The sequence below is a fragment of the Halomonas beimenensis genome (assembly GCF_002549795.1).
In the GTDB taxonomy this organism is placed as follows: domain Bacteria; phylum Pseudomonadota; class Gammaproteobacteria; order Pseudomonadales; family Halomonadaceae; genus Halomonas; species Halomonas beimenensis.
This window is the reverse complement of sequence record NZ_CP021435.1, coordinates 2,771,854-2,791,044: the sequence shown is the minus strand read 5'-3', so window position 1 is coordinate 2,791,044 and position 19,191 is coordinate 2,771,854. Positions and strand designations below refer to the sequence as shown.

The window sequence follows — 19,191 nt, the reverse complement described above, 5'->3', positions numbered from 1 at the left end:
AGCCGAGCGGCTGGCTTCAGCCGCCGTGTGCCACCAGGGTGCGGGCGAATCGGCGCAGCAGCCCGGTCGCTTCCGGGGTGGGCGCCACCGCCGCGATCAGCGCCGCGGCATCCTGGCCCTGCTCGGCCAGGGGAGCGCGCTGATGGGCCAGGTAGGCGCGCATCACCGCCGGGGTGAACTCGGGATGGAACTGCACGCTCCACTGGCGCGGGCCGTGGCGCAGCGCCTGGTAGGGATCGTGGTCGTTCTCGGCCAGCACCCGGGCGTCCGAGGGGGCGACCAGCGCCGACTGGGCATGGGTCAGCTGGGCGGCAAAGCGGTCCGGTAAGGTTCCCAGCAGGGGATCGCGACGGCCGGCCTCGGTCAGCCGGATCTCGCGGGTGCCGGTCTCGCGGCCCGCCGGGTGATAGCCGCTCTCGCCGCCGAAGGCCGCGGCCATCAGCTGGTGGCCGTAGCAGACGCCGAGCATGGCGATATCGCGCTCGCGCGCCTCGCGCAGCCAGGGCCTGAGCGCCTCGCTCCAGGGCTCGGCGTCGCTGACCATGGCATGCGAGCCGGTGATCACCAGGCCGTCCCCGGCGCCCAGGGCCGGCGGGTCGCCGTCGTGGCGTGCATCGAAGACCTCGACCACGAGCTCGGGGTGCGCCTCGATCGCCGGTCGCAGGGCGGCGAGGAACAGGGCCTCGAAGTCGCCGTGGTCGCGGGCCACGTCGGCGAAGGTGTCGCCGGTCTTGACGATCAGCAGTCGTGGCATGGCTCAGGCATCCCGAGCGAGGCGCCGTCCCAGGGCCCGCATGAAGGCCGAGCCGGCCTCCAGCTGGGTGACCTCCAGGTACTCGTCGGGCTGATGTGCCTGGCCGATGCTGCCCGGGCCGCAGATCACCGTGGACAGCCCGGCCCGCTGGAACTGGCCGGCCTCGGTGGCGTAGGCCACGGCGCCGGCGGGCGCCTCGCCGACCAGGTCGCGGCACAGGGCCAGCACCTCGGCATTGTCATCGTCGGCGAGCGCCGGGACGGTGGTGTTGAGCCGCTCGGTGTGGATCCCGGCCTCCGGGGCGCGCTCGCGCATCTCGGCCTGAAGCGTCTCGGCATAGGCCTGGACTCGCCCGATCAGGTCCTCGAAGCGGTCGGAGGGCAGGTGCCGGATCTCCCACTCGAAGCGGCATTCCCGAGCCATGATGTTGATGGCGGTGCCGCCCTGGATCTTGCCCACGTGCAGGCTCGAGTGGGCCACGTTGAAGGCCTCGTCGACCCGGCCCTCGGCGCGCAGCTCGGCCATGACGTCCTCGATGTAGGTCACCAGGCGGGCGGCCACGTGGACCGCCGACACGCCCTGGTTGACCTGGCTGGAGTGGGCGGCGCGGCCGGTGACGGTGGTGCGCAGGTTGGTGGCCCCCTTGTGGGCGACCACCGGCTGCATCATCGTCGGCTCGCCCACGAACACCGCCGCCGGACGCGGATGGTCGGCCATCAGTCGCTCGATCAGCCGCGGTGCCCCGATGCAGCCGACCTCCTCGTCGTAGGAGAAGGCCAGGTAGATGGGCCTGTCCAGCTCGAGCTCGACCCAGCGCGGCACCTCGGCCAGGGCGCAGGCGATGAAGCCCTTCATGTCGCAGGTGCCGCGGCCGTAGAGCCGGCCGTCGCCACCGTCGCGCAGCACGAAGGGATCGCTGGACCAGGGCTGGCCGTCCACCGGCACCACGTCGGTGTGGCCGGAGAGCACCACCCCGCCCTCGACCTCGGGTCCGATACGGGCGAGCAGGTTGGCCTTGGTCCCCTCGTCGTTGTCCACCCGCCAGTGCTCGACGCCATAGTCGTCGAGGTAGGCCTCGACGAAGGCGATCAGGTCCAGGTTGGAATCGCGGGAGACGGTGGGGAAGCCCACCAGCCTCTCGAGGAGCTGGGCGGCATCGGTCATGGTCGGGCTCCGAAAGGGAAGGTCGCCCGCTAGCCTACCATGGCGCCGGGGTCGAAGGGATGGGCCTCAGGGCTCGGCGAGGCCCTCCCTCACCACTTCCAGGAAGCCCGCCACCAGGCGCCGCTCGCTCTGCTGGCGCAGGCAGACCAGGGTCTCGGTCATGCGATGGCCGCTGTCCTCGATGGCGAGCCGGTGCAGGCCGGGGTGGGTCCCGGCCTCGGCCGCCGAGACGATCCCCACCCCCAGGCCCGCCGTCACCAGCTCGAAGACCGCCTCGCGCCCCTCGGCCTCGATGGCCGGGCGTACCCGCACCCCCGCCGTGCGCAGCTCCGCCTCCAGGGCCTGGCGAGTCATCGACCCGGGCTCGCGCAGTACCAGCGGGGCCTTGGCGAGATCGGCCAGGCGAATCGACGACCAGCGGGCCCAGGGGTGGTTCGTGGGAACGAAGGCGATCAGCGGGGCCCGGCTCAGCTCCAGCGACAGAAGGCGGGGATCCTCCGCCGTGCGGCCCAGCACCGCGAAGTCGGCCTTGTGCTCGAACAGCCGGGCCAGGGCCTCGTCGGTGTTGCCGGTCATCAGCTGGAAGCGTACCCCGGGATAGCGCGCCTGGAAGCGGGCGACGTAGGGCAGTACATGGATCGGCGAATCCACCGCCAGGGTGAGCCTGCCCGATTGCAGGTCCCGGGCGCCGGCCAGCAGCGCCTCGGCCTCGTCGGCCGCGGCGAACAGGCGCTGGGTGATGCCGAGCAGCCGCTCGCCCAGGTCGGTGAGCTCCACCGAGCGCCGGCTGCGCCGCAGCAGGCTGACACCGAAGCGTTCCTCCAGCTTGCGGACCTGGTCGGAGACCGCCGGCTGGCTGAGGCAGAGCCGTTCAGCGGCCCGGGTGAAACTGCCCTGGACCGCCACCGCATGGAAGGCGCGCAGCTGCGCGTGGGAAAGGGCCATGGTTTCAGTATAAGTTCAGCTTGTATCAAGGATACGATAAATCGATTTTATCTATGGTCAAGGGGCTGGTCTGATGGGCGCCAATCCAGTTCACCACGACCCGGAGCCGTCTCATGTCCCTCGCCACCGCCACTCGAGCCTCGTGTCTCGCCGACGAGTCCGGCCAGGAAGCCCCCTACCTGCTGACCCCCGGTCCCCTGACCACCAGCGCGACCACCAAGGCCGCCATGCTGCGCGACTGGGGCTCCTGGGACGGCGACTTCAACCGCCTGACCGCCGAGATCCGCGAGCGGCTGCTGGCGATGGTCGGCGCGCCCAGGGACACCTACGCCTGCGTGCCCCTGCAGGGCAGCGGCACCTTCGCCGTGGAAGCCGCCCTGGCCACCGCCATCGACCGTCGGGGCAAGGCCCTGGTGCTGGCCAACGGTGCCTACGGCCAGCGCGCTGCCCGGATCCTCGACGTCCTCGGCCGGGCGCACGTCGTCCACGACAAGGGCGACTACCTGCCGCCCCGGGGCGAGGAAGTGGCCGAGCGTCTCGACGCCGACCCCGAGATCACCGACGTCTTCCTGGTCCACTGCGAGACCAGCTCGGGGATCCTCAACCCGCTGGCCGAGATCGCCGAGGTGGTCAAGGCCCGGGGCAAGGGGCTGATCGTCGATGCCATGAGTTCCTTCGGCGCGGTGCCGCTGGCCACCGAGACGGTGCCCTTCGACGTCATGGTCTCCTCAGCCAACAAGTGCCTCGAGGGGGTGCCCGGCTTCGGCTTCGTGATCCTGCGCCAGGACCTGCTGGCGGCCAGCGCCGGTCGCGCCCACTCCCTGAGCCTCGACCTGCTCGAGCAGTGGTGCTACATGGAGCGCACCGGCCAGTGGCGTTTCACCCCGCCGACCCATGTGGTCGCCGCCTTCCACACCGCCCTGGCCGAGCACCGCGCCGAGGGCGGGGTGGCGGGGCGCCTGGCCCGCTACACCCGCAACCGCGACCGCCTGGTCACCGGCATGCGCGAACTGGGCTTTGCGACCCTGCTGGAGGATCGCTGGCTGTCGCCGATCATCACCACCTTCTTCAGCCCGGGCCATCCGGCCTTCGAGTTCGGTCGCTTCTATGCAGAGCTCAAGGCGCGAGGCTTCGTCATCTACCCGGGCAAGCTGACCCAGGCCGAGAGCTTCCGCATCGGCTGCATCGGCCGGCTCGACGAGTCGGTGATCGCGCGGCTGCTCGACGCCGTCCGCGAGGCGCTGGCCGCCATGGGCGTCGACGATTGCCGCCCGGCGGCCTGAGCCGCCCCTCCGAGGGCTCCGACGCCGGGACCCTGACTGCCACAACAATGGAAGAGGACAGACCCATGCAATACACCGCTCCCGACCGCCTGCAGGCCGCCATCCTCGACTGGGCCGGCACCGTGGTGGATTTCGGCTCCTTCGCGCCGACCCAGATCTTCGTCGATGCCTTCGCCGAGTTCGGCGTCACGATCAGCCTGGAAGAGGCCCGCGGCCCCATGGGGATGGGCAAGTGGGATCACATCCGCGCCCTGTGCGACATCCCCGAGATCGCCGAACGGTGCGCCAGGGTGTTCGGCCATGTACCCACCGATGCGGACGTGACCGCCATCTACGAGCGCTTCATGCCGTTGCAGGTCGAGAAGATCCCCGAGCACTCGGCGCTGATCCCCGGGGCCGTCGAGGCCATCGCCGCGATGCGCGACCGGGGCATGAAGATCGGTTCCTGCTCCGGCTACCCCGCCGTGGTCATGGAGCGGGTCGTCGAACTGGCGGGGCAGAACGGCTACGAGGCCGACCACGTGGTGGCCTCCGACGAGGTGCCCAACGGCCGTCCGCACCCGGGCCAGGCGCTGGCCAACGTCATCGCCCTGGGCATCGAGGACGTGGCGGCCTGCGTCAAGATCGACGACACCACCCCGGGCATCCTGGAGGGGCGCCGTGCCGGCATGTGGACGGTGGGCCTGACCTGCTCGGGCAACGCCCTGGGCCTGACCCTCGAGGAGTTCCAGGCGCTCTCGCCCGAGGCCCTGGAAGCGGGGCGGGCACGGGTTGTCCGGCGGTTCGAGGCCTCCCGGCCGCACTACCTGATCGACACCATCGCCGACCTGCCGGGGGTGATCGATGACATCAATGCCCGGCTGGCCCGCGGCGAGTCGCCCCAGGCCTGCTGAGCGGGGTTTGCACGGCAGGATCGCCACGACCGGGCCCAGGCCCGGTCGTTCGCGTTCAGGCGGAGCGGCGGCGCAGGCGCGGCGGGCGCAGCGACTCGCCGCGCAGCCAGGGCCCCAGCAGCCGGGTCGACAGCGGGATGAACAGAAACACCATCACCGGGGTGAGCATCAGGGTACTGGCGAGCACCCGGGGCACCAGCGGCAGGCCGGCGAGCGCCTCGCCGAACAGTCCCTGGAAGGCCAGCGACACCGGGAAGAATGCCAGCCAGATGGTGATGGCCTGCTTCCAGCGCGGCGGCGTGGGGGTGCCGGCTTCCTGGAACCAGCGGTCCAGTCCGGTGGCGCGGTGCTCCTGGGGGGCCTCGAAGAGCCCCTCGCCGCGGGCCAGCCAGGCCCGGCGCGAGGCCGAATGCTCCCAGACGGCCAGGGTCGCGGCGTCGCGGAAGCGGAAGATGATCTGGTACTCGTCGTCGCCGGGAGGCGGCGCCAGCACGCCCGAGCCCAGGTAGCCGGCGAAGTCCGCGGCCAGTTCCCGGCCTTCCTCGAGCCATTGGATGAAGTCGCGGTAGCGCCCGCGGGCGACGCGGCGTGCCACCATCAGGGTGACGGGGGAAGGCGACATGGTAGGTCTCCTGAGGGTTCGGCGGCCCGGGTAGGGCCGCCGAAGACACCACGGATGGGTGAATCCGTCGATGGGGCGGGGAATGATACGCTGGATATCCGAATTTATCTACTTGTATGGACCGATAAAGACCGCATATTCAGGCTTGTTTGCTGATGGTTGCCCCTTTGTCGATCGATGTCGTCTGGCCTGAAGGATAGGGGGGACCTACCCTTCGTCAGTCTCAGGGGATAACCGGCTGTTGCCCTCACTCCCGCTCGTCCCGGGTCGAACGCAGCAGCACCCGGTCCATGCCCCGGGTGCTCAGGAGTCGCTTGAGCGCCGCGAACAGGTGGGTGGGCACCGTCACCGCGTAGCGGGGCCTCGGGCGTGCGCTCTCCAGGGCGTGGATCAGCTTGTCCACCACGGCGTCGGCGCCCAGGGTGAAGGGCGCCTTGCCGTCCTGGCTGGCCAGGCGGGCCTCCACCTTCCCGTAGGTCTCGGCATGGGCGCTGTGGGCGGTGTCGATGTTCGCCTTGAAGGCGCGGTAGGCGTTCTCCCGGAAGCGGCTGGCGATGGGGCCGGGCTGGATCAGGCTGACCTCGATGCCGCTGCCCCGGAGCTCCTGGCGCAGGGTGTCGGTGAGGCCCTCGAGGGCGAACTTGGAGCAGACGTAGGCACCGCGATAGGGCAGGGCGGCGAAGCCCAGCACCGAGCTGTTCTGCACGATGCGGCCGTGCCCCTGGGCGCGCATCATCGGCAGCACCCGGGTGGTGAGTTCGTGGGTCCCGAGCAGGTTGGTCTCCAGCTGTTCTCGCAGCACCGCCCGGGACAGGTCCTCCACCGCGCCGGGCGGGCCGTAGGCGCCGTTGTTGAACAGCGCGGTCAGCCGCCCGCCGGTGCGTTCCCGCACGTCCTCCACCGCGGCCTCGATCGAGGCGCCGTCGGCGAGGTCCAGCGGCAGGGCCTCCAGGCCCTCCTCGCGGAGCCGGGCGACGTCCGCCTCGCGGCGGGCCGTGGCGAAGACCCGCCAGCCGCGTGCCGCCAGGGCATGGGCCGCGGCATGGCCGATGCCGCTCGAGCAGCCGGTGATCAGCAGGCTGCGTGTCGTCGCGTCTCGGGTGTCGGACATTCTCTTCCGTCTCCTTCTCGCCGGCCGTGGCCGGACCTCGTCGGGTGTCGTGTCGCTCGGGGCGCGTGCCTCAGCCGCTCACCAGCCGGGCCTGGCTGGTGCCGTTGCCCAGCGGTTCCACCCGGATCTGCACCGGGATGCGCTCGTGCATCTCCTGGACATGGGAGATGACCCCGACCCGGCGGCCCTGGGCCTGCAGGCCGTCCAGGGCCTCCATGGCCAGCGCCAGGGACTGCGGGTCGAGGCTGCCGAAGCCCTCGTCGATGAACAGCGATTCGATGGTGAGCTCTCCCGAGGCCATCGACGCCAGCCCCAGGGCGAGCGCCAGGGAGACCAGGAAGGTCTCGCCGCCGGAGAGCGAATGCACCGAGCGGCGTTCGTCGCCCATGTCCCGGTCCACCACCAGCAGGCCCAGTTCGCTGCCCCCGCGGATCAGGCGGTAGCGGCGGCTGAGGCCGGCGAGGTGGACGTTGGCGTGCTCCAGCAGCTGCTCCAGGTTGTAGGCCTGGGCGATGCGCCGGAACAGCTTGCCGTCGGCGGAGCCGATCAGCTCGCTGATCCGGCCCCAGCGGCGGTGCTCGGCCCTGGCCGCCTCCAGTTCGGCCTGGGCATCCCGCTGCCGCTGGCGCCGACGGTCGTCGTCGCGCAGGGCATGGGCGGCCTCGTCGCGTGCTTGCTGGGCGGCGTTCAGCCGTGGGGCTAGGGCCTCGCGCTCCCCGTTCAGCGCCTCGCGGCGGCGGGCGATCTCGGCCTCGACCGACGCTTCCAGCAGCGCCGGCTCGCTGTCGCCGGCCTCGGCCAGTTCCTGATCGCGGCGGTGGGCGATCAGCGCCTGGCGGCGTTCGGCCAGGGTGGCGGTGGTCTGCTGGAGGGCCTGGTCGGCGTCTTCCAGCTGCTGCCGCTGGCGCTCGGCCTCGTCGTCGGACTGGGCCTGCAGCCTTGCGAGCATGGCGTCGTCCAGTTCCGGATGGGCCTGCCGCCACTCGGCCAGCTCGGCCTCCAGGGTGTCGCGCTCCCGGCGGAGCGCCTCGAGCCGCTCTGCCTCGTGGACTGCCTGCTGGGCGAGCCGCTGATGCTCGCGTTGCGCCTCGTGATGCTTCGCCTGGGCGGTGTCCCGGGCCCGGCGGGCGCTCTCCTGGCGGGCGTCGAGATGCTGCTGCCAGGCGTCCGGCGAGGCGTGCTCGCCGAGCCGTGTCCGAAGGTCGGCGGCCAGGGCCTCGCGGGCCTGGTGCAGCGGCGGCAGCCGCTCGGCCAGCCCGGCGAGCTCCTGCTCGAGTTCGCTCTGCTGGGAGCCGAGCCGGGCGAGGTCGATCTCGTCCTGATGCAGCGCCTGGTTCAGCGGCGCGAGTTCGGCCTCGGCCTGGGCCAGTTCGTCGAGGGCGCGCCGATGCTCGGTTCTCCGGGTCTCGCTGAGCTGCCGCTGATGGCCCAGCCAGGCATCGCGCTCCTCGGTGGCGATATCGGACAGCTCGGGCTGCAGCGGATGCGCGTCGAGGGCCCGGTGTGCCTCGGCGCGCTGCCGGTCGGCGTTGCCGAGGTCCTCGCGCTGCTGGATCACCGAGGCCTTCAGGGCGCGGTATTCGCCTTCGATGTCATAGCGCTGCTGGTAGGCCCGGTCGCGCTGATCCTGCGCCTCCGCCAGCTGGCGATCCTCTTCCGCCTGCTGGGCGGCGAGCTGGGCGGCCTCCGGCGAGGCGGGCGGCCGATGACGCCAGGGGTGCTCGAGCCCGCCACACACCGGGCAGGGCTCGCCGTCCGTGAGGCCCTCGCGCAGGCGGATGACACTCTCGCTGCGCACGGCACGGCTGCGCTCGACGAAGGCCTGAATGCTCGAGAGGTGGCGTTCGGTGTCATCGAGGCGCTGCCGGGCTGCCTGGCCCCGGGCGAGCAGTGCCTCGAGTCGCTTTTCGTTGTCCGTCAGGCGTGTCTTCAGTGCCTGATGGGACTGGTCGGCGCGGCAGGCCTCCTGCCAGCGGCCGTGCAGCTCGCCGAGGCCGAGCCGGCGCTGGGCGGCCGCGTCATGGGCCCGCTGGGCGGCCTGTCGAGCGGCGTCCAGATCGTCATGGTCGCCGATCAGGCGCTGCAGGGCGGCGTGCCAGCGGTCGCGCCGCTCGCGCCGCCGGCCATGGGCCTCGTCGGCCTGGCGCCGCTGCTCGGCGAGCACATCGGCGCGTCGACGACGTTCTCCGTGGGTGCGCTCGAGCTCTGCCAGCTGCTGATCATGGCTCGCGAGCCGCTGGGCCAGTTCACGGGCCTCGCGCAGCTCGGGCTCGGCCTTGCGGCGTGCCTCGGTGGCTTCCGCCAGTGTGCGTTCGGCGGCCTCACTGGCGCGCTTGGCCTGTTCCTGTGCGCTCTCGGCGTCGGTCAGCGCTCTCTGCGTCTTCTCGAGATTCGCCTCCAGGGCCCTGAGCTCGCCGGGCAGCTCGGCCTGGCGCCTCAGTCGATGGCGCTGGGGGAGGATCACCCGGCGCCACGCCTGATCCTCCCGGGCGGCCGTCAGCGCCTGCCAGGCTTGCTCGGCCGCGTGGAGTTCGGCCTGGCCCCGCTGGACGTTGGCTCTCAGCCGGTCATCTTCGTCGTGCCAGCGCTGCTCGGCCTGGAGCGATGCCGTGCGCTTCTGGAGGTCAGTGAGTGCTTGCTGGGTGGCCTCGGCGGCCCGCTCCAGCTCGGCGCGGGCCTCGGGCTCGGCCGGCAGGTCGTCCGCCAGCCGGGCCTCCAGGGCCTCGACCCGCCGCTTCGCGTCGCTGGCGCGGCGATAGGCGGCCATCGAGATCTCGGAGTACTCGGCGGTGTCGGTGAGCTTCTCCAGCAGGTCGCTGCGCTCGTTGTCGTCGGCCTTGAGGAAGGTGGCGAACTCGCTCTGGGCCAGCAGCACGGCCCGGGTGAACTGCTCGAAGGTGAGCCCCAGGCGCTCGGGAAGCAGGCGGTCGAACTCGCGCTTCTGGGCGGTCAGCAGCCGATCGTCCTCCAGGTCGGTGAGCGATTGTTCGACCTTCTGCAGCTTGCCCCCGGCCTTCTCCCGCGCCCGACGTACCGCCCAGCGGGCACGGTAGCGACGGCCGTCGCGGCCCAGGAAGTCGACCTCGGCGTACCCGCTGGCGGTGCCTCGGCGCAGCAGGGTGCGGGGATCGCTGGTGGTCAGCGTCTCCTGACCCACGTCGGGCAACTGGGCGTCGCGCACGGGCGCGTGACGCAGCCGGGGCGTGCCGCCGTAGAGGGCCAGGCAGAGGGCGTCGAGCAGGGTGCTCTTGCCGGCGCCGGTGGGGCCGGTGATGGCGAAGAGCCCGGCGTCGCGCAGCGGCGAGGCGGTGAAGTCGAGGGCCAGGGGGCCGGGCAGGGAGGCCAGGTTGGCCAGGCGCAGGGCGAGGATCTTCATGCGCTGGCCTCCCCGTCGTCGTCCAGCACGTCCTGGAGCAGTCGGTCGAAGTCGGCCATCACCCCGTCGTCGGGGGGGCTCCCCCAGCGCGCCTGCCAGGTGCGCTCGAACAGCCGGCGGGGGCCGAGCTCCTCCAGGTCGATCCCGGCCGGGGCGGTGTCGGACTCGACCCGGGGCAGGCGCCGTTCGAGACGCAGCAGGCGCAGCGCCCGGCCCTCTAGGGCCGACTCGATGCGGGCGCGCAGGTCGGGGATCGGCGCCTCGAGCTCGACGCGCGCCTCGAGCCAGGGCCAGCGCTCGCGGGGCAGGGCCGGATCGTCCTCCACGGCCTCGAGCTCGGCCAGCACCGCGTCGAGGGGCGCGGGGCCGAGGCGGTGCATGGCTACCGGACGCGGCACCGGCAGCGCCTCGAGGCTCGCCAGGCGCTCGCCTTCCAGGGTCGCCTCGACCACCTGGTGGGGATAGTCGACCTCGCTGAAGTCCAGGGGCAGGGGGCTGCCGCTGTAGCGGATGCGATCCTCGCCGACGCCCTGGGCGCGATGCAGATGACCCAGCGCCACATAGGCGATGTCCTGGGGGAAGAGGGAAGCCGAGAGCGACTCCTCGCCGCCGATGACGATGGGACGTTCGCTGTCCTCGGAGACCGCCGCGCCGCGCAGGTGGGCGTGGCTCATGGCCACCAGGGCCTGGCCCGGCTCGCGGCGCGAGCGAGCCGCGTCGATCAGTCGCTCATGGACCCGGGAGATGCCGGCCACGTAGGCATTGCCGGGGTCGTCGTCCTCTCCCTCCAGGCCGCGGCCGGTGACCTCGGCGGGGCGCAGGAAGGGCAGCGCCAGGCACCAGGCCCGGGTCTCGCCCTCGGCGTCGGCGAGCGGCACCAGCAGGCGCTCGGCGTCGAGCTCGCCGGCCTCGGTCCAGGTCACCCGGCCCAGGGCATGGGTGCGCAGCCGGCGCATCAGCGGCGCCGGCAGCTCGATGCGATTGCCGCTGTCGTGATTGCCGGCGATCAGCACGATGTCGAGCCGGGGCAGGCGGGCATGGGCCTCGACGATGAAGTCATAGAGCAGCTCCTGGGCCCGCAACGAGGGGTTGACCACGTCGAAGAGGTCGCCGGCCACCAGCAGGGCGTCGGCACGGCGGCTGACCAGGGTGTCGAGCAACCAGGTCAGGAAGGCCCGGTGCTCCTCATGGCGTTCCTGACCATGGAAGCTCTGGCCCAGGTGCCAGTCGGCGGTGTGGATCAGTCTCAGCATCGGCTCCCCGGTGTTCCGTCACACGGCAAAAGCCGTAGTCTAACCCGGACGACCCCCGTGAATCAGGGAGCCCCGATGTCGACGACGCCCTTGCACGACTGGAACCTGGAGCCCGAGGCGGCCATCGCCCTGCAGCGACGCCTGGCCGGCCGGGTCGAGCACGCCGATCGCCTGGACCCGGTGCGGCGCATCGCCGGCGTGGACATCGGCTTCGAGGAGGACGGCGCGGTGACCCGCGCCGCGGTGGTGGTGCTGGCCTGGCCGCCGGCGACCGGCGGAGCCTTCGAGGTGGTGGAGCAGGCGGTGCATCGCGAGCCCACGCGCCTGCCCTACATCCCCGGCCTGCTGTCCTTCCGCGAGGTGCCGGGCGCCCTGGCCGCCTTCGACAAGCTGTCGAGCCGCCCCGAGCTGGTGATGGTGGACGGCCAGGGCATCGCCCATCCGCGCCGGCTCGGGGTGGCCAGTCACCTGGGGCTGTGGCTGGACCTGCCGACCATCGGTGTGGCCAAGAAACGCCTGGTCGGACGCCATGGCCCGGTGCCCGAAGGCCGCGGCGACTGGACGCCGCTGGTCGACGACGGTCCCCGGGGGGAGGAGGTGATCGGGGCCGTGCTGCGCTCCCGGGCCAGGGTCAAGCCGGTCTTCGTGTCGCCGGGCCACCGGATAGGCCTGGAGACCGCCGTGGCCTGGGTGGTGGCCTGCCTGGGCAAGACCAAGCTCCCCGAGCCGACGCGGTTGGCCGATCGCCTTGCCTCGCGCCGAGACGAGAAGCGGCGCTGATCCGCCCGGCGGCTTGCCTTCCGGGGCGGGGCGGCGGACCATTGGGGACTCCCTCCTCTCGGATGCTTGCCATGACCGCCTCGCCCGCCCATCCCCTCGATGCCACCCGCGCCTGGGTCGAGACCTTCGTGGTCGGCCTCGAGGTCTGTCCCTTCGCCGGCCGCGAGGTGGCCCGCGACAGCATCCGCTACGTGGCGGTGGACGCCTCCGACCCGGCGGCGGCCCTGATGCGGCTGATGGAGGAGTGCTGGCACCTCGATGGCCATCCGGAGACCGAGACCACCCTGATGGTGCTCACCGGGGGACTGGAAGACTTCGACGACTACCTGGACGTGCTGGGGCTGGCCGAGGCGCTGCTGGTGGAGCAGGGCTACGAGGGCGTCTACCAGCTGGCGAGCTTCCACCCCGACTACCGGTTCGAGGGCGAGGCCGAGGACGCGCCGCGCAACTTCACCAACCGCTCGCCCTGGCCCATCTGGCATCTGATCCGCGAGGCCGGGCTCGAGCGAGCGCTGGCCCACTATCCCGATCCCGAGGCGATCCCCGAGCGCAACAAGGCCCGCATGCAGGCCGAGGGGCGTGAGCGGCTGGCGGCCTCGCTGGCCGTCCTGCGCGGCGAGCCACCCCGCGAGGCGTGACGGCCAGGACCGACGGCGCCTTGTCCGTTACCTGGAGCCCCACGAGGCGTCCCAAGCGAAGTTCGATCATCGCCACATCGTGCGCTGGCGCGGTGGGGTCATCCATCGGGTGATGTTAATGTAGGGTGGGCCCGATGAGGTGACCGGCCCCCGGTGCCCTCGAACACCAGAAGACGACACCCTCGACGGTCGAGTTCCCGCCATGCTGAAGCGCCTCTTCCGCAAGACTCCGGTCCGCTGCTGGATCATCAAGCAGATCGACGAACGCCTCCTGCACCTCTGCGGGCAAGGCCGGCTGGAGACCGACCTGAAGGCCCGGGAGGCGGCGCGGCTGCTGGAAGGGGGAGAGTACCGGGGCGGCGTCCGGATCGGCGACACCGGCATCGTGCTCAACAGCCGGCTCTTCGCGGCGCTCGTGCCGCTCGATGGGCTGCACCTGGACGGCGCGGACATCGCGCACTGGCGAGGTCGTGCCTGGGGCATCTCCCAGGTGCCCCAGCATTGCTGGGCCTGGGAGGGCCGGCTGGTCGCGAAGCCCAACCCCGCCGGCCACCCGCCGCTGGTCAGCAGCGAGGATGTCTCGGCGATCCGTGGCCGGGTCGACGAGAACCGCCAGGCGCCCGGCCGGGTCGAGTTCCGGGCCGGCGACGCCCTGGAGGATCCTCATTATGACCTCAGCTTCGAGCGGGCCCGCCGCAAGTCCTCCGAGGACGCTTGATCCCGAGGCGTCGTGCGCCCCGCACGGCGACGGGCGCCGGCAGGCCTAGACGATATCCAGGGGTTCCTTGCGCGTCGGCACCGGGCAGACGGCGTCGAGCCGGGCCAGGGCCTCGTCGTCGAGACGCACCGCCAGGGCCGCGGCGTTGTCGCGCACGTGGTCGGGCTGCACCGCCTTGGGAATGGCGATGAGGTCGCGTCGGCCCTCGATGGGCCGGATCGCCCAGGCCAGCAGCAGCTGGGCCGGGGTCAGGTCGCGCTCGGCGGCGAGGGCGCCGACCTCGGGGTGGTCGAGCAGCCGCCGATGCAGTCGTCCGCCCTGTGCCAGGGGACAGTAGCCCATCAGGGCCATTCCCCGCTCGCGGTGCCAGGGGCGCAGCGAGTGCTCGATGCCCCGGGAGCCGAGATGGTAGAGCACCTGGTTGACGGCGCAGTCGCCTCCGCCGGGAAGGTCGGTCAGGGCCGCCATGTCGTCGACGTCGAAGTTGGAGACGCCGAAGCGGCGGATCTTGCCGGCGTCGCGCAGCCGCTCGAAGGCGTCCAGGGTCTCCTCCAGCGGGATCCCGCCGGGCCAGTGCAGCAGGTAGAGATCCAGGTAGTCGGTCCCGAGTCGCCGCAGGCTGGCCTCGCAGGCGGCGATGGCCGAGTCGCGACCGGCGTTCCAGGGATAGGCCTTGGAGACCAGGAAGGCCTGGTCACGCCGGCCCGCCAGCGCCTCGCCGACCACCTCCTCGGCGCCGCCGTCGCCGTACATCTCGGCCGTGTCGATCAGGGTCAAGCCCAGGTCCATTCCCTGCTGCAGGGCGCGGACTTCCTCGGCGCGCGGGGTCAGGCCCTCGCCCATGAACCAGGTGCCCTGGCCGATGGCGGGCAGCGTCACGGCGGGTTCGTGGGCGGTGGCCGCCAGGCGTACCACGGTTGCGTCGCTCATCGCGTTGCCTCATCCTCGAGAGATATTTTGGAAGTATTTTCCACTGAATCCTGGCGTGGAATCGAGGCGGGTGCAAGGGCTTCGCGTTTCTGCGGAGGCTGTGCCATCTTGCAGTCGCGATGGTGGTTCCGACGTCGTTCCATTCCCTTGGATGACAGGAGGTATCATGAGCATCAAGAAATTCGGCAGCGCCCACTGGGAAGGCAGCGTCAAGCAGGGCCGGGGCAAGGTCTCCACCGAGAGCGGCGCACTGGCGGATCAACCCTATGGCTTCAACACCCGCTTCGAGGGCGTCCCCGGCAGCAACCCCGAGGAGCTGATCGGCGCCGCCCATGCCGGCTGCTTCTCCATGGCCTTCTCGATGATGCTGGGGGAGGCCGGCTTCGAGCCGGAGGCCATCGACACTCAGGCCACCGTGACCCTGGATCCCGACAGCCTGACCGTCACTGGGGTGCACCTGGACACCACGGCCCGGGTGCCCGGCTGCGACCAGGCAGCCTTCGACCAGGCCGCTCAGGGCGCCAAGGACAACTGTCCCATCTCCAAGCTGCTCAACGCGGAGATCACCCTGGACGCCAAACTGACGGGCTGACGCCGTCCGTCAATCCTCCTCGCACGAGGCCACCGCCGGGTGGCCTCGCTGCGTTGCGGGCTTCCTGGCCGCGTTCACCAGGGCGCGAATCAGCCGCTGCTGGGGACGATTGAACACCAGCCATTCCGGGTGCCATTGCACGCCGATCAGGAAGTCGTGATCCCGGGACTCGATGGCCTGGACCAGGCCGTCGCGGTCGCGGGCGACGATCTCGATGCCCTGGCCGGCCTCGCGCACTGCCTGGTGATGCAGGCTGTTGATCCGGCACCAGGTGACCCGCAGGATACGATAGAGCCGGCTGTCGCCGACGATGTCCACGGTCTTGCGGGGCAGCACGGTGCGTCGCCGCTTGAGGCCCTCGTAGCTGGTGTAGATGTCCGGGTCCAGGGTCCCACCCTGGTGCACGTTGATCAGCTGGGCCCCGCGACAGATGCCCAGCACCGGTGTGCCCCGGGGAATGAAGCGTGCCAGCAGTGCCATCTCCAGTTCGTCGCGCTCGGGGTCGACGCGCACATCGAGCTGCATCTCGCCGCCGTAGTGGTGGGCCTCGATGTCGTCCCCGCCGCCGATGATCAGCCCGTCCAGGTCATCCGGCCGGGGGCGCGAGGGCGAGAGGCGCAGGGGGCGGCCGCCATGCCGCCATACGGCGAACCAGTCGAACCACCAGGCGATGCGGCTCTTGCGGTCCGAGGTGGTGATGCCGATCAGTGGTCGAGTGGCCTCGTTCATGGGCGCGCCACCCTCCGACGCAGGGCCCGCCAGCAGCGCTTGAGCCATCCGGCGCGATGCTCGGCAAGATAGTCGGCACTGCGCTCGGCCAGCGTCCTCGGGGCCGCGGCCAGCCGCTCCACCTCCAGCCAGCGGTTCCACTCCTGGGTCGCGTCCCAGTCGGGATCGGACAGCTGGGCGTTGGGCAGCCGGTAATGGTAGGTCGGCCGGGGGTGCACCAGCCGGTTGGCCAGCAGCTCGTGGGGATGCCGGGGGTGCAGGTAGGCGAACAGCGGCAACAGGTCGAGCTCCCGGTTGCGGGTGGGGTTGTACTCGAGATAGTCGTCGATCAGCGTTTCCACGTCCGGCGCATAGGCCGGATCCAGGACCTTCAGCACATAGGCCCGCGGGAAGGGGTTGGCATGGGGCAGCACCTCCCGGGTGATGTCGACCTGGATCTGGTCGCGCAGCCAGGGGGCGGTGAGCAGGTAGGCGCGCAGGTGAGCGAGGATGCTCTCGGCGGCGAGATCCGGCACCTCGGGGTTGAGATGCAGGCCGAAGCCGTAGAGCAGGCTGGCGTCGGTGCCCTTGCCGCCGTGCTCGCGCAGGGCCCGGACCAGGGCGTCCAGCTCGCCGAGCTCTTCCCAGGGCACCGGCGGACAGACGATCTCGGTGGGCACCAGGCCCGTGACCACGTCGCCGATCAGTTCCCGGGTGCGGTTGTGGAAGTCCTGACGCATGCGCTCCCACTCGCTGTCCCAGTAGGCCTCATGGTCGATGAGGCGCTCGTCGGGGTGGGCGTACTGGGTGTCCAGCTCGATGCCGAAATCGCCCCACCGCGCGCCCTTGACCCTGAGGCGGTGGGGACTCAGGACCTCCACCTCGCCGCCGAACAGCTCGCACACCAGCCGCGCGGTGTCCCGCGGCGGCAGGCCGGCGAACTCGATCTCGACGCCGACCCGGCGGGGGCGTCCCTCGGCGTTGCGGGGCATGGGTGGAGCTTGCGGCGTCATGCGGGCATCCTGTGTGACGTTGTCCGGCAGCCTAACATACTGCCGATCCATCACAGGATGAGGGGAGATCACTCCTCTCTCAAACAGGGAGATTCGATGTTGCCCATCGTGCGCCGTCTCATGCCGGCCCTGCGGGGTCTGTTGTTGTTGCTGATGGTGGGACTGGCCCCGACGGTCGCGGCCCAGAACCTGCCGCTTTCCGCCCTGGGGAGCGGCCAGGGCGACGACGGTCACGACCCGGCGGCCTTGCAGCAGTCGCTGGAGCGCATCATCGCCACCCTGGAGGACGATGCCCGGCGGGGCGAGCTGTTGGCGGATCTCGAGGCCCTGAGGACGGCCAACGGCCAGGTGGTCGAGGGCGAGGGCATCACCACCCGGGAGGGCCTGCTGGGCGCCCTGGGCGAGGCCTTCGACGCCCTAGGCGAGCAGCAAGGCCCCTCGCCGATCGCCGAGTGGCGACGGCAGTTCCGCCAGGGCTGGGCGGAGCTCTCCGAGCTGGTGACGAGGACCGGCGATGGGGAGCTGCTGCGCTTCGCCGTCGAGCTGGCGGTGCTGGTGGGTATCTGGGCCGGTCTGCTGGTGATCCTGATCGCGCTGGGACGCATGCTGGCCCAGCGTCGCCACTGGCCGCTGGACCTGCCCCGGGAACCCAAGGGGGGGCTGCTGGCGATCCATTTCCTGCGACGCATGCTGCCCTGGGCCCTGGCCTTCGCGCTGGTGCTGGGCGTCGCCCAGCTGGTGCCGGAGAGTGCCGGGCGCACCGGGGCCCTGGTGGTCGCCTACGTGGCCCTGTGCGGGCGAACCCTGTCGGTGGTGGTGGAATCGGTGATCTCGGTGTTCACCCGGGGGCATCGCTTCGTCGCCGTGCAGATCCTCCAGCAGAGTGCCTTGCGCCCCCTGTTCATCATCGGCGCCCTGATCGCCCTGGGGGATGCCTTCAACTCCTCACGGCTCAACGAGGCCATCGGCACCGACCTGGCGAGCCTGCTCTCGGTGCTGGCCAACGTCCTGGCGGCCATGCTCAGCGGCCGCTTCATCATCCGCTTCAAGCGGCCCATCACCCACCTGATCCGCAACCGTCCCTACCGCCACCGCCGCGACAGCAGCAACGCCGCGGACATGGTGCGGACGCTCGGCGGGCTCTGGCACGTGCCGGCGCTGCTGCTGGTGGGGGGCTCGCTGCTGGCCATCTTCGTCACCGGCGGTGACGTGGGCACGGCCCTGGCTCGTTCCATCATCACCGCCTCCCTGCTGGTGCTGACCCTGGTGGTGACCGGGCTCATCCGGCGTCACGCCGAGCGACGGGTCAAGCGGCGCCACCGGCGGGAGTATCGTCGGCGCCTGGAGCGCTTCGGCTATGCGTTAGGGCATGTGCTCGCCTGGGTGGTCTTCGCTGAGCTGTCGCTGCAGGTCTGGGGCGCCTCGCTGGTGGGGATCGGACGCCAGGGGGTGACCAGCGTGCGTATCGGCCAGGCGCTGCTGGGCATCGGCTTCACCGTGCTGCTGGCCTGGCTGGCCTGGATCTTCGCCGACACCGCGATCCAACGGGCCCTGACCTCCTCGGCACGCTCCCGGGGGCGCCGGGTCAACCAGGCCCGGGCCCAGACCATCACGCCGATGATCCGCAACATCATCTTCGCCACCATCGTGATCATCGCCGCCATCGTCGGTCTGGCCAACCTCGGGGTGAACGTCACGCCGCTGCTGGCCGGTGCCGGGGTGATCGGCCTGGCGGTGGGCTTCGGCGCCCAGACCCTGGTGCAGGACCTGATCACCGGGATCTTCATCCTCATCGAGGATTCGCTGGCGGTGGACGACTTCGTCCAGATCAACGGCCACATGGGCACCGTCGAGGGGCTGACCCTGCGCACGGTGCGGCTGCGCGACCTGGACGGGATCGTGCATATCATCACCTTCAGCCGCATCGAGTCGATCCACAACATGTCCCGGCAGTTCGGCATCGCGCTGATGAAGATCCGTATCCCCTACGACATGTCCATCGACGCCGCCACCACCCTGATGCAGGACACCGCCCTGGAGCTGCGTCAGGACCCGATGATGCGTCACCACATCTGGTCGCCGCTGGAGATGCAGGGCATCGACCGCTTCGAGGACGGCTGTGCCATCCTGCGCATGCGCTTCCGGACCTCGCCGGAGATGCAGTGGGACGTGGCCCGGGCCTTCAACCTGCTGCTCAAGCAGCGCATGGAGCAGCAGGCCCTGGACCTGGGGGTGCCGCGGCTCAGCGTCAGCATGGAAGGGCACGGCGGCGGTCGCCTGGACGGCTCCGCCGAGCGGGGCGAGCAGCGCGACGCCAGCGGGCGGCGTCCCGGCGAGGCGGGGGTGGCCGACCCCAACCGCGACACCAGCGCCCGGGGCGGGGCCCCGGACCCCTCGCCGGGGCAGTAGCG

17 protein-coding genes are annotated in these 19,191 nt (G+C 71.2%); 7 read left to right on the top strand and 10 right to left on the bottom strand.

Features of this window, described 5'->3' with window-relative positions:
* Positions 1-16 precede the first annotated feature (16 nt).
* The 3 genes from BEI_RS13040 to BEI_RS13030 form a co-directional block, all read right to left on the bottom strand.
* Entirely contained in the window at positions 17-754 is a 738-nt protein-coding gene (locus tag BEI_RS13040) for a glutamine amidotransferase (RefSeq protein WP_097789928.1), read from the bottom strand.
* Between the two features lie 3 nt (positions 755-757).
* Positions 758-1,918: an acetylornithine deacetylase gene (gene argE, locus BEI_RS13035; RefSeq protein ID WP_097789927.1), complete on the bottom strand. Its 1,161-nt coding sequence runs from the start codon at positions 1,916-1,918 to the stop codon at positions 758-760.
* Between the two features lie 66 nt (positions 1,919-1,984).
* Entirely contained in the window at positions 1,985-2,863 is an 879-nt protein-coding gene (locus BEI_RS13030) for a LysR substrate-binding domain-containing protein (protein ID WP_097789926.1), read from the bottom strand.
* Between the two features lie 113 nt (positions 2,864-2,976).
* Between BEI_RS13030 and BEI_RS13025 the strand changes: the two genes are divergently transcribed.
* Positions 2,977-4,146 carry a 2-aminoethylphosphonate--pyruvate transaminase gene (locus tag BEI_RS13025; protein ID WP_097789925.1) on the top strand — a complete coding sequence of 390 codons (1,170 nt, stop codon included), beginning with the start codon at positions 2,977-2,979 and terminating at the stop codon, positions 4,144-4,146.
* 65 nt (positions 4,147-4,211) lie between these two features.
* A complete protein-coding gene (phnX, locus tag BEI_RS13020; protein WP_097789924.1) occupies positions 4,212-5,039 on the top strand; it encodes a phosphonoacetaldehyde hydrolase in 828 nt (275 codons plus the stop codon).
* 55 nt (positions 5,040-5,094) lie between these two features.
* Here the strand turns inward: phnX and BEI_RS13015 are convergent, their stop codons facing one another.
* The 4 genes from BEI_RS13015 to BEI_RS13000 form a co-directional block, all read right to left on the bottom strand.
* Complete coding sequence (locus BEI_RS13015) at positions 5,095-5,661, bottom strand: antibiotic biosynthesis monooxygenase (protein ID WP_097789923.1); 567 nt, start codon at positions 5,659-5,661, stop codon at positions 5,095-5,097.
* A 247-nt stretch (positions 5,662-5,908) separates the two neighbouring features.
* The gene (locus BEI_RS13010) at positions 5,909-6,772 is read right to left on the bottom strand and encodes an SDR family oxidoreductase (RefSeq protein ID WP_097789922.1); all 864 of its coding nucleotides are present in this window, start codon (positions 6,770-6,772) and stop codon (positions 5,909-5,911) included.
* A gap of 70 nt (positions 6,773-6,842) precedes the next feature.
* Positions 6,843-10,148, bottom strand: coding sequence for an AAA family ATPase (locus tag BEI_RS13005; protein WP_097789921.1), 3,306 nt, complete (start codon positions 10,146-10,148; stop codon positions 6,843-6,845).
* Positions 10,145-11,401, bottom strand: a complete 1,257-nt coding sequence (locus BEI_RS13000; protein WP_097789920.1) for an exonuclease SbcCD subunit D — start codon at positions 11,399-11,401, stop codon at positions 10,145-10,147. Before BEI_RS13000 ends, BEI_RS13005 begins: the two co-directional genes overlap by 4 nt.
* Positions 11,402-11,476: 75 nt before the next feature.
* On the opposite strand from BEI_RS13000, the gene nfi reads away from it, so the two are divergent.
* The 3 genes from nfi (at position 11,477) to BEI_RS12985 (ending at position 13,537) form a co-directional block, all read left to right on the top strand.
* A complete protein-coding gene (gene nfi, locus BEI_RS12995) occupies positions 11,477-12,181 on the top strand; it encodes a deoxyribonuclease V (RefSeq protein WP_097789919.1) in 705 nt (234 codons plus the stop codon).
* Positions 12,182-12,252: 71 nt separating this feature from the next.
* Complete coding sequence (locus BEI_RS12990; protein WP_097789918.1) at positions 12,253-12,819, top strand: DUF1415 domain-containing protein; 567 nt, start codon at positions 12,253-12,255, stop codon at positions 12,817-12,819.
* Between the two features lie 202 nt (positions 12,820-13,021).
* Positions 13,022-13,537, top strand: a complete 516-nt coding sequence (locus BEI_RS12985) for a hypothetical protein (RefSeq protein ID WP_097789917.1) — start codon at positions 13,022-13,024, stop codon at positions 13,535-13,537.
* 45 nt (positions 13,538-13,582) lie between these two features.
* On the opposite strand, the gene BEI_RS12980 is transcribed toward BEI_RS12985, so the two are convergent.
* Positions 13,583-14,467, bottom strand: a complete 885-nt coding sequence (locus BEI_RS12980) for an aldo/keto reductase (RefSeq protein ID WP_097789916.1) — start codon at positions 14,465-14,467, stop codon at positions 13,583-13,585.
* 166 nt (positions 14,468-14,633) lie between these two features.
* On the opposite strand from BEI_RS12980, the gene BEI_RS12975 reads away from it, so the two are divergent.
* Positions 14,634-15,059, top strand: coding sequence for an OsmC family protein (locus BEI_RS12975; RefSeq protein ID WP_097789915.1), 426 nt, complete (start codon positions 14,634-14,636; stop codon positions 15,057-15,059).
* A gap of 9 nt (positions 15,060-15,068) precedes the next feature.
* On the opposite strand, the gene BEI_RS12970 is transcribed toward BEI_RS12975, so the two are convergent.
* Together BEI_RS12970 and BEI_RS12965 are read right to left on the bottom strand one after the other, a co-directional pair.
* A complete protein-coding gene (locus BEI_RS12970; RefSeq protein ID WP_097789914.1) occupies positions 15,069-15,788 on the bottom strand; it encodes a gamma-glutamyl-gamma-aminobutyrate hydrolase family protein in 720 nt (239 codons plus the stop codon).
* Positions 15,785-16,780 carry an amidoligase family protein gene (locus BEI_RS12965; protein ID WP_097789913.1) on the bottom strand — a complete coding sequence of 332 codons (996 nt, stop codon included), beginning with the start codon at positions 16,778-16,780 and terminating at the stop codon, positions 15,785-15,787. Before BEI_RS12965 ends, BEI_RS12970 begins: the two co-directional genes overlap by 4 nt.
* A gap of 96 nt (positions 16,781-16,876) precedes the next feature.
* Here BEI_RS12965 and BEI_RS12960 point away from each other — a divergent pair, with 96 nt between their 5' ends.
* The gene (locus BEI_RS12960; RefSeq protein ID WP_097789912.1) at positions 16,877-19,189 is read left to right on the top strand and encodes a mechanosensitive ion channel family protein; all 2,313 of its coding nucleotides are present in this window, start codon (positions 16,877-16,879) and stop codon (positions 19,187-19,189) included.
* Positions 19,190-19,191 lie beyond the last annotated feature (2 nt).

Coding starts and splice junctions, on each gene's coding strand:
- BEI_RS13040 (WP_097789928.1), bottom strand. CDS start 754: ATGCCACGACTGCTGATCGTCAAGACCGGCGACACCTTCGCCGACGTG.
- argE (WP_097789927.1), bottom strand. CDS start 1,918: ATGACCGATGCCGCCCAGCTCCTCGAGAGGCTGGTGGGCTTCCCCACC.
- BEI_RS13030 (WP_097789926.1), bottom strand. CDS start 2,863: ATGGCCCTTTCCCACGCGCAGCTGCGCGCCTTCCATGCGGTGGCGGTC.
- BEI_RS13025 (WP_097789925.1), top strand. CDS start 2,977: ATGTCCCTCGCCACCGCCACTCGAGCCTCGTGTCTCGCCGACGAGTCC.
- phnX (WP_097789924.1), top strand. CDS start 4,212: ATGCAATACACCGCTCCCGACCGCCTGCAGGCCGCCATCCTCGACTGG.
- BEI_RS13015 (WP_097789923.1), bottom strand. CDS start 5,661: ATGTCGCCTTCCCCCGTCACCCTGATGGTGGCACGCCGCGTCGCCCGC.
- BEI_RS13010 (WP_097789922.1), bottom strand. CDS start 6,772: ATGTCCGACACCCGAGACGCGACGACACGCAGCCTGCTGATCACCGGC.
- BEI_RS13005 (WP_097789921.1), bottom strand. CDS start 10,148: ATGAAGATCCTCGCCCTGCGCCTGGCCAACCTGGCCTCCCTGCCCGGC.
- BEI_RS13000 (WP_097789920.1), bottom strand. CDS start 11,401: ATGCTGAGACTGATCCACACCGCCGACTGGCACCTGGGCCAGAGCTTC.
- nfi (WP_097789919.1), top strand. CDS start 11,477: ATGTCGACGACGCCCTTGCACGACTGGAACCTGGAGCCCGAGGCGGCC.
- BEI_RS12990 (WP_097789918.1), top strand. CDS start 12,253: ATGACCGCCTCGCCCGCCCATCCCCTCGATGCCACCCGCGCCTGGGTC.
- BEI_RS12985 (WP_097789917.1), top strand. CDS start 13,022: ATGCTGAAGCGCCTCTTCCGCAAGACTCCGGTCCGCTGCTGGATCATC.
- BEI_RS12980 (WP_097789916.1), bottom strand. CDS start 14,467: ATGAGCGACGCAACCGTGGTACGCCTGGCGGCCACCGCCCACGAACCC.
- BEI_RS12975 (WP_097789915.1), top strand. CDS start 14,634: ATGAGCATCAAGAAATTCGGCAGCGCCCACTGGGAAGGCAGCGTCAAG.
- BEI_RS12970 (WP_097789914.1), bottom strand. CDS start 15,788: ATGAACGAGGCCACTCGACCACTGATCGGCATCACCACCTCGGACCGC.
- BEI_RS12965 (WP_097789913.1), bottom strand. CDS start 16,780: ATGACGCCGCAAGCTCCACCCATGCCCCGCAACGCCGAGGGACGCCCC.
- BEI_RS12960 (WP_097789912.1), top strand. CDS start 16,877: ATGTTGCCCATCGTGCGCCGTCTCATGCCGGCCCTGCGGGGTCTGTTG.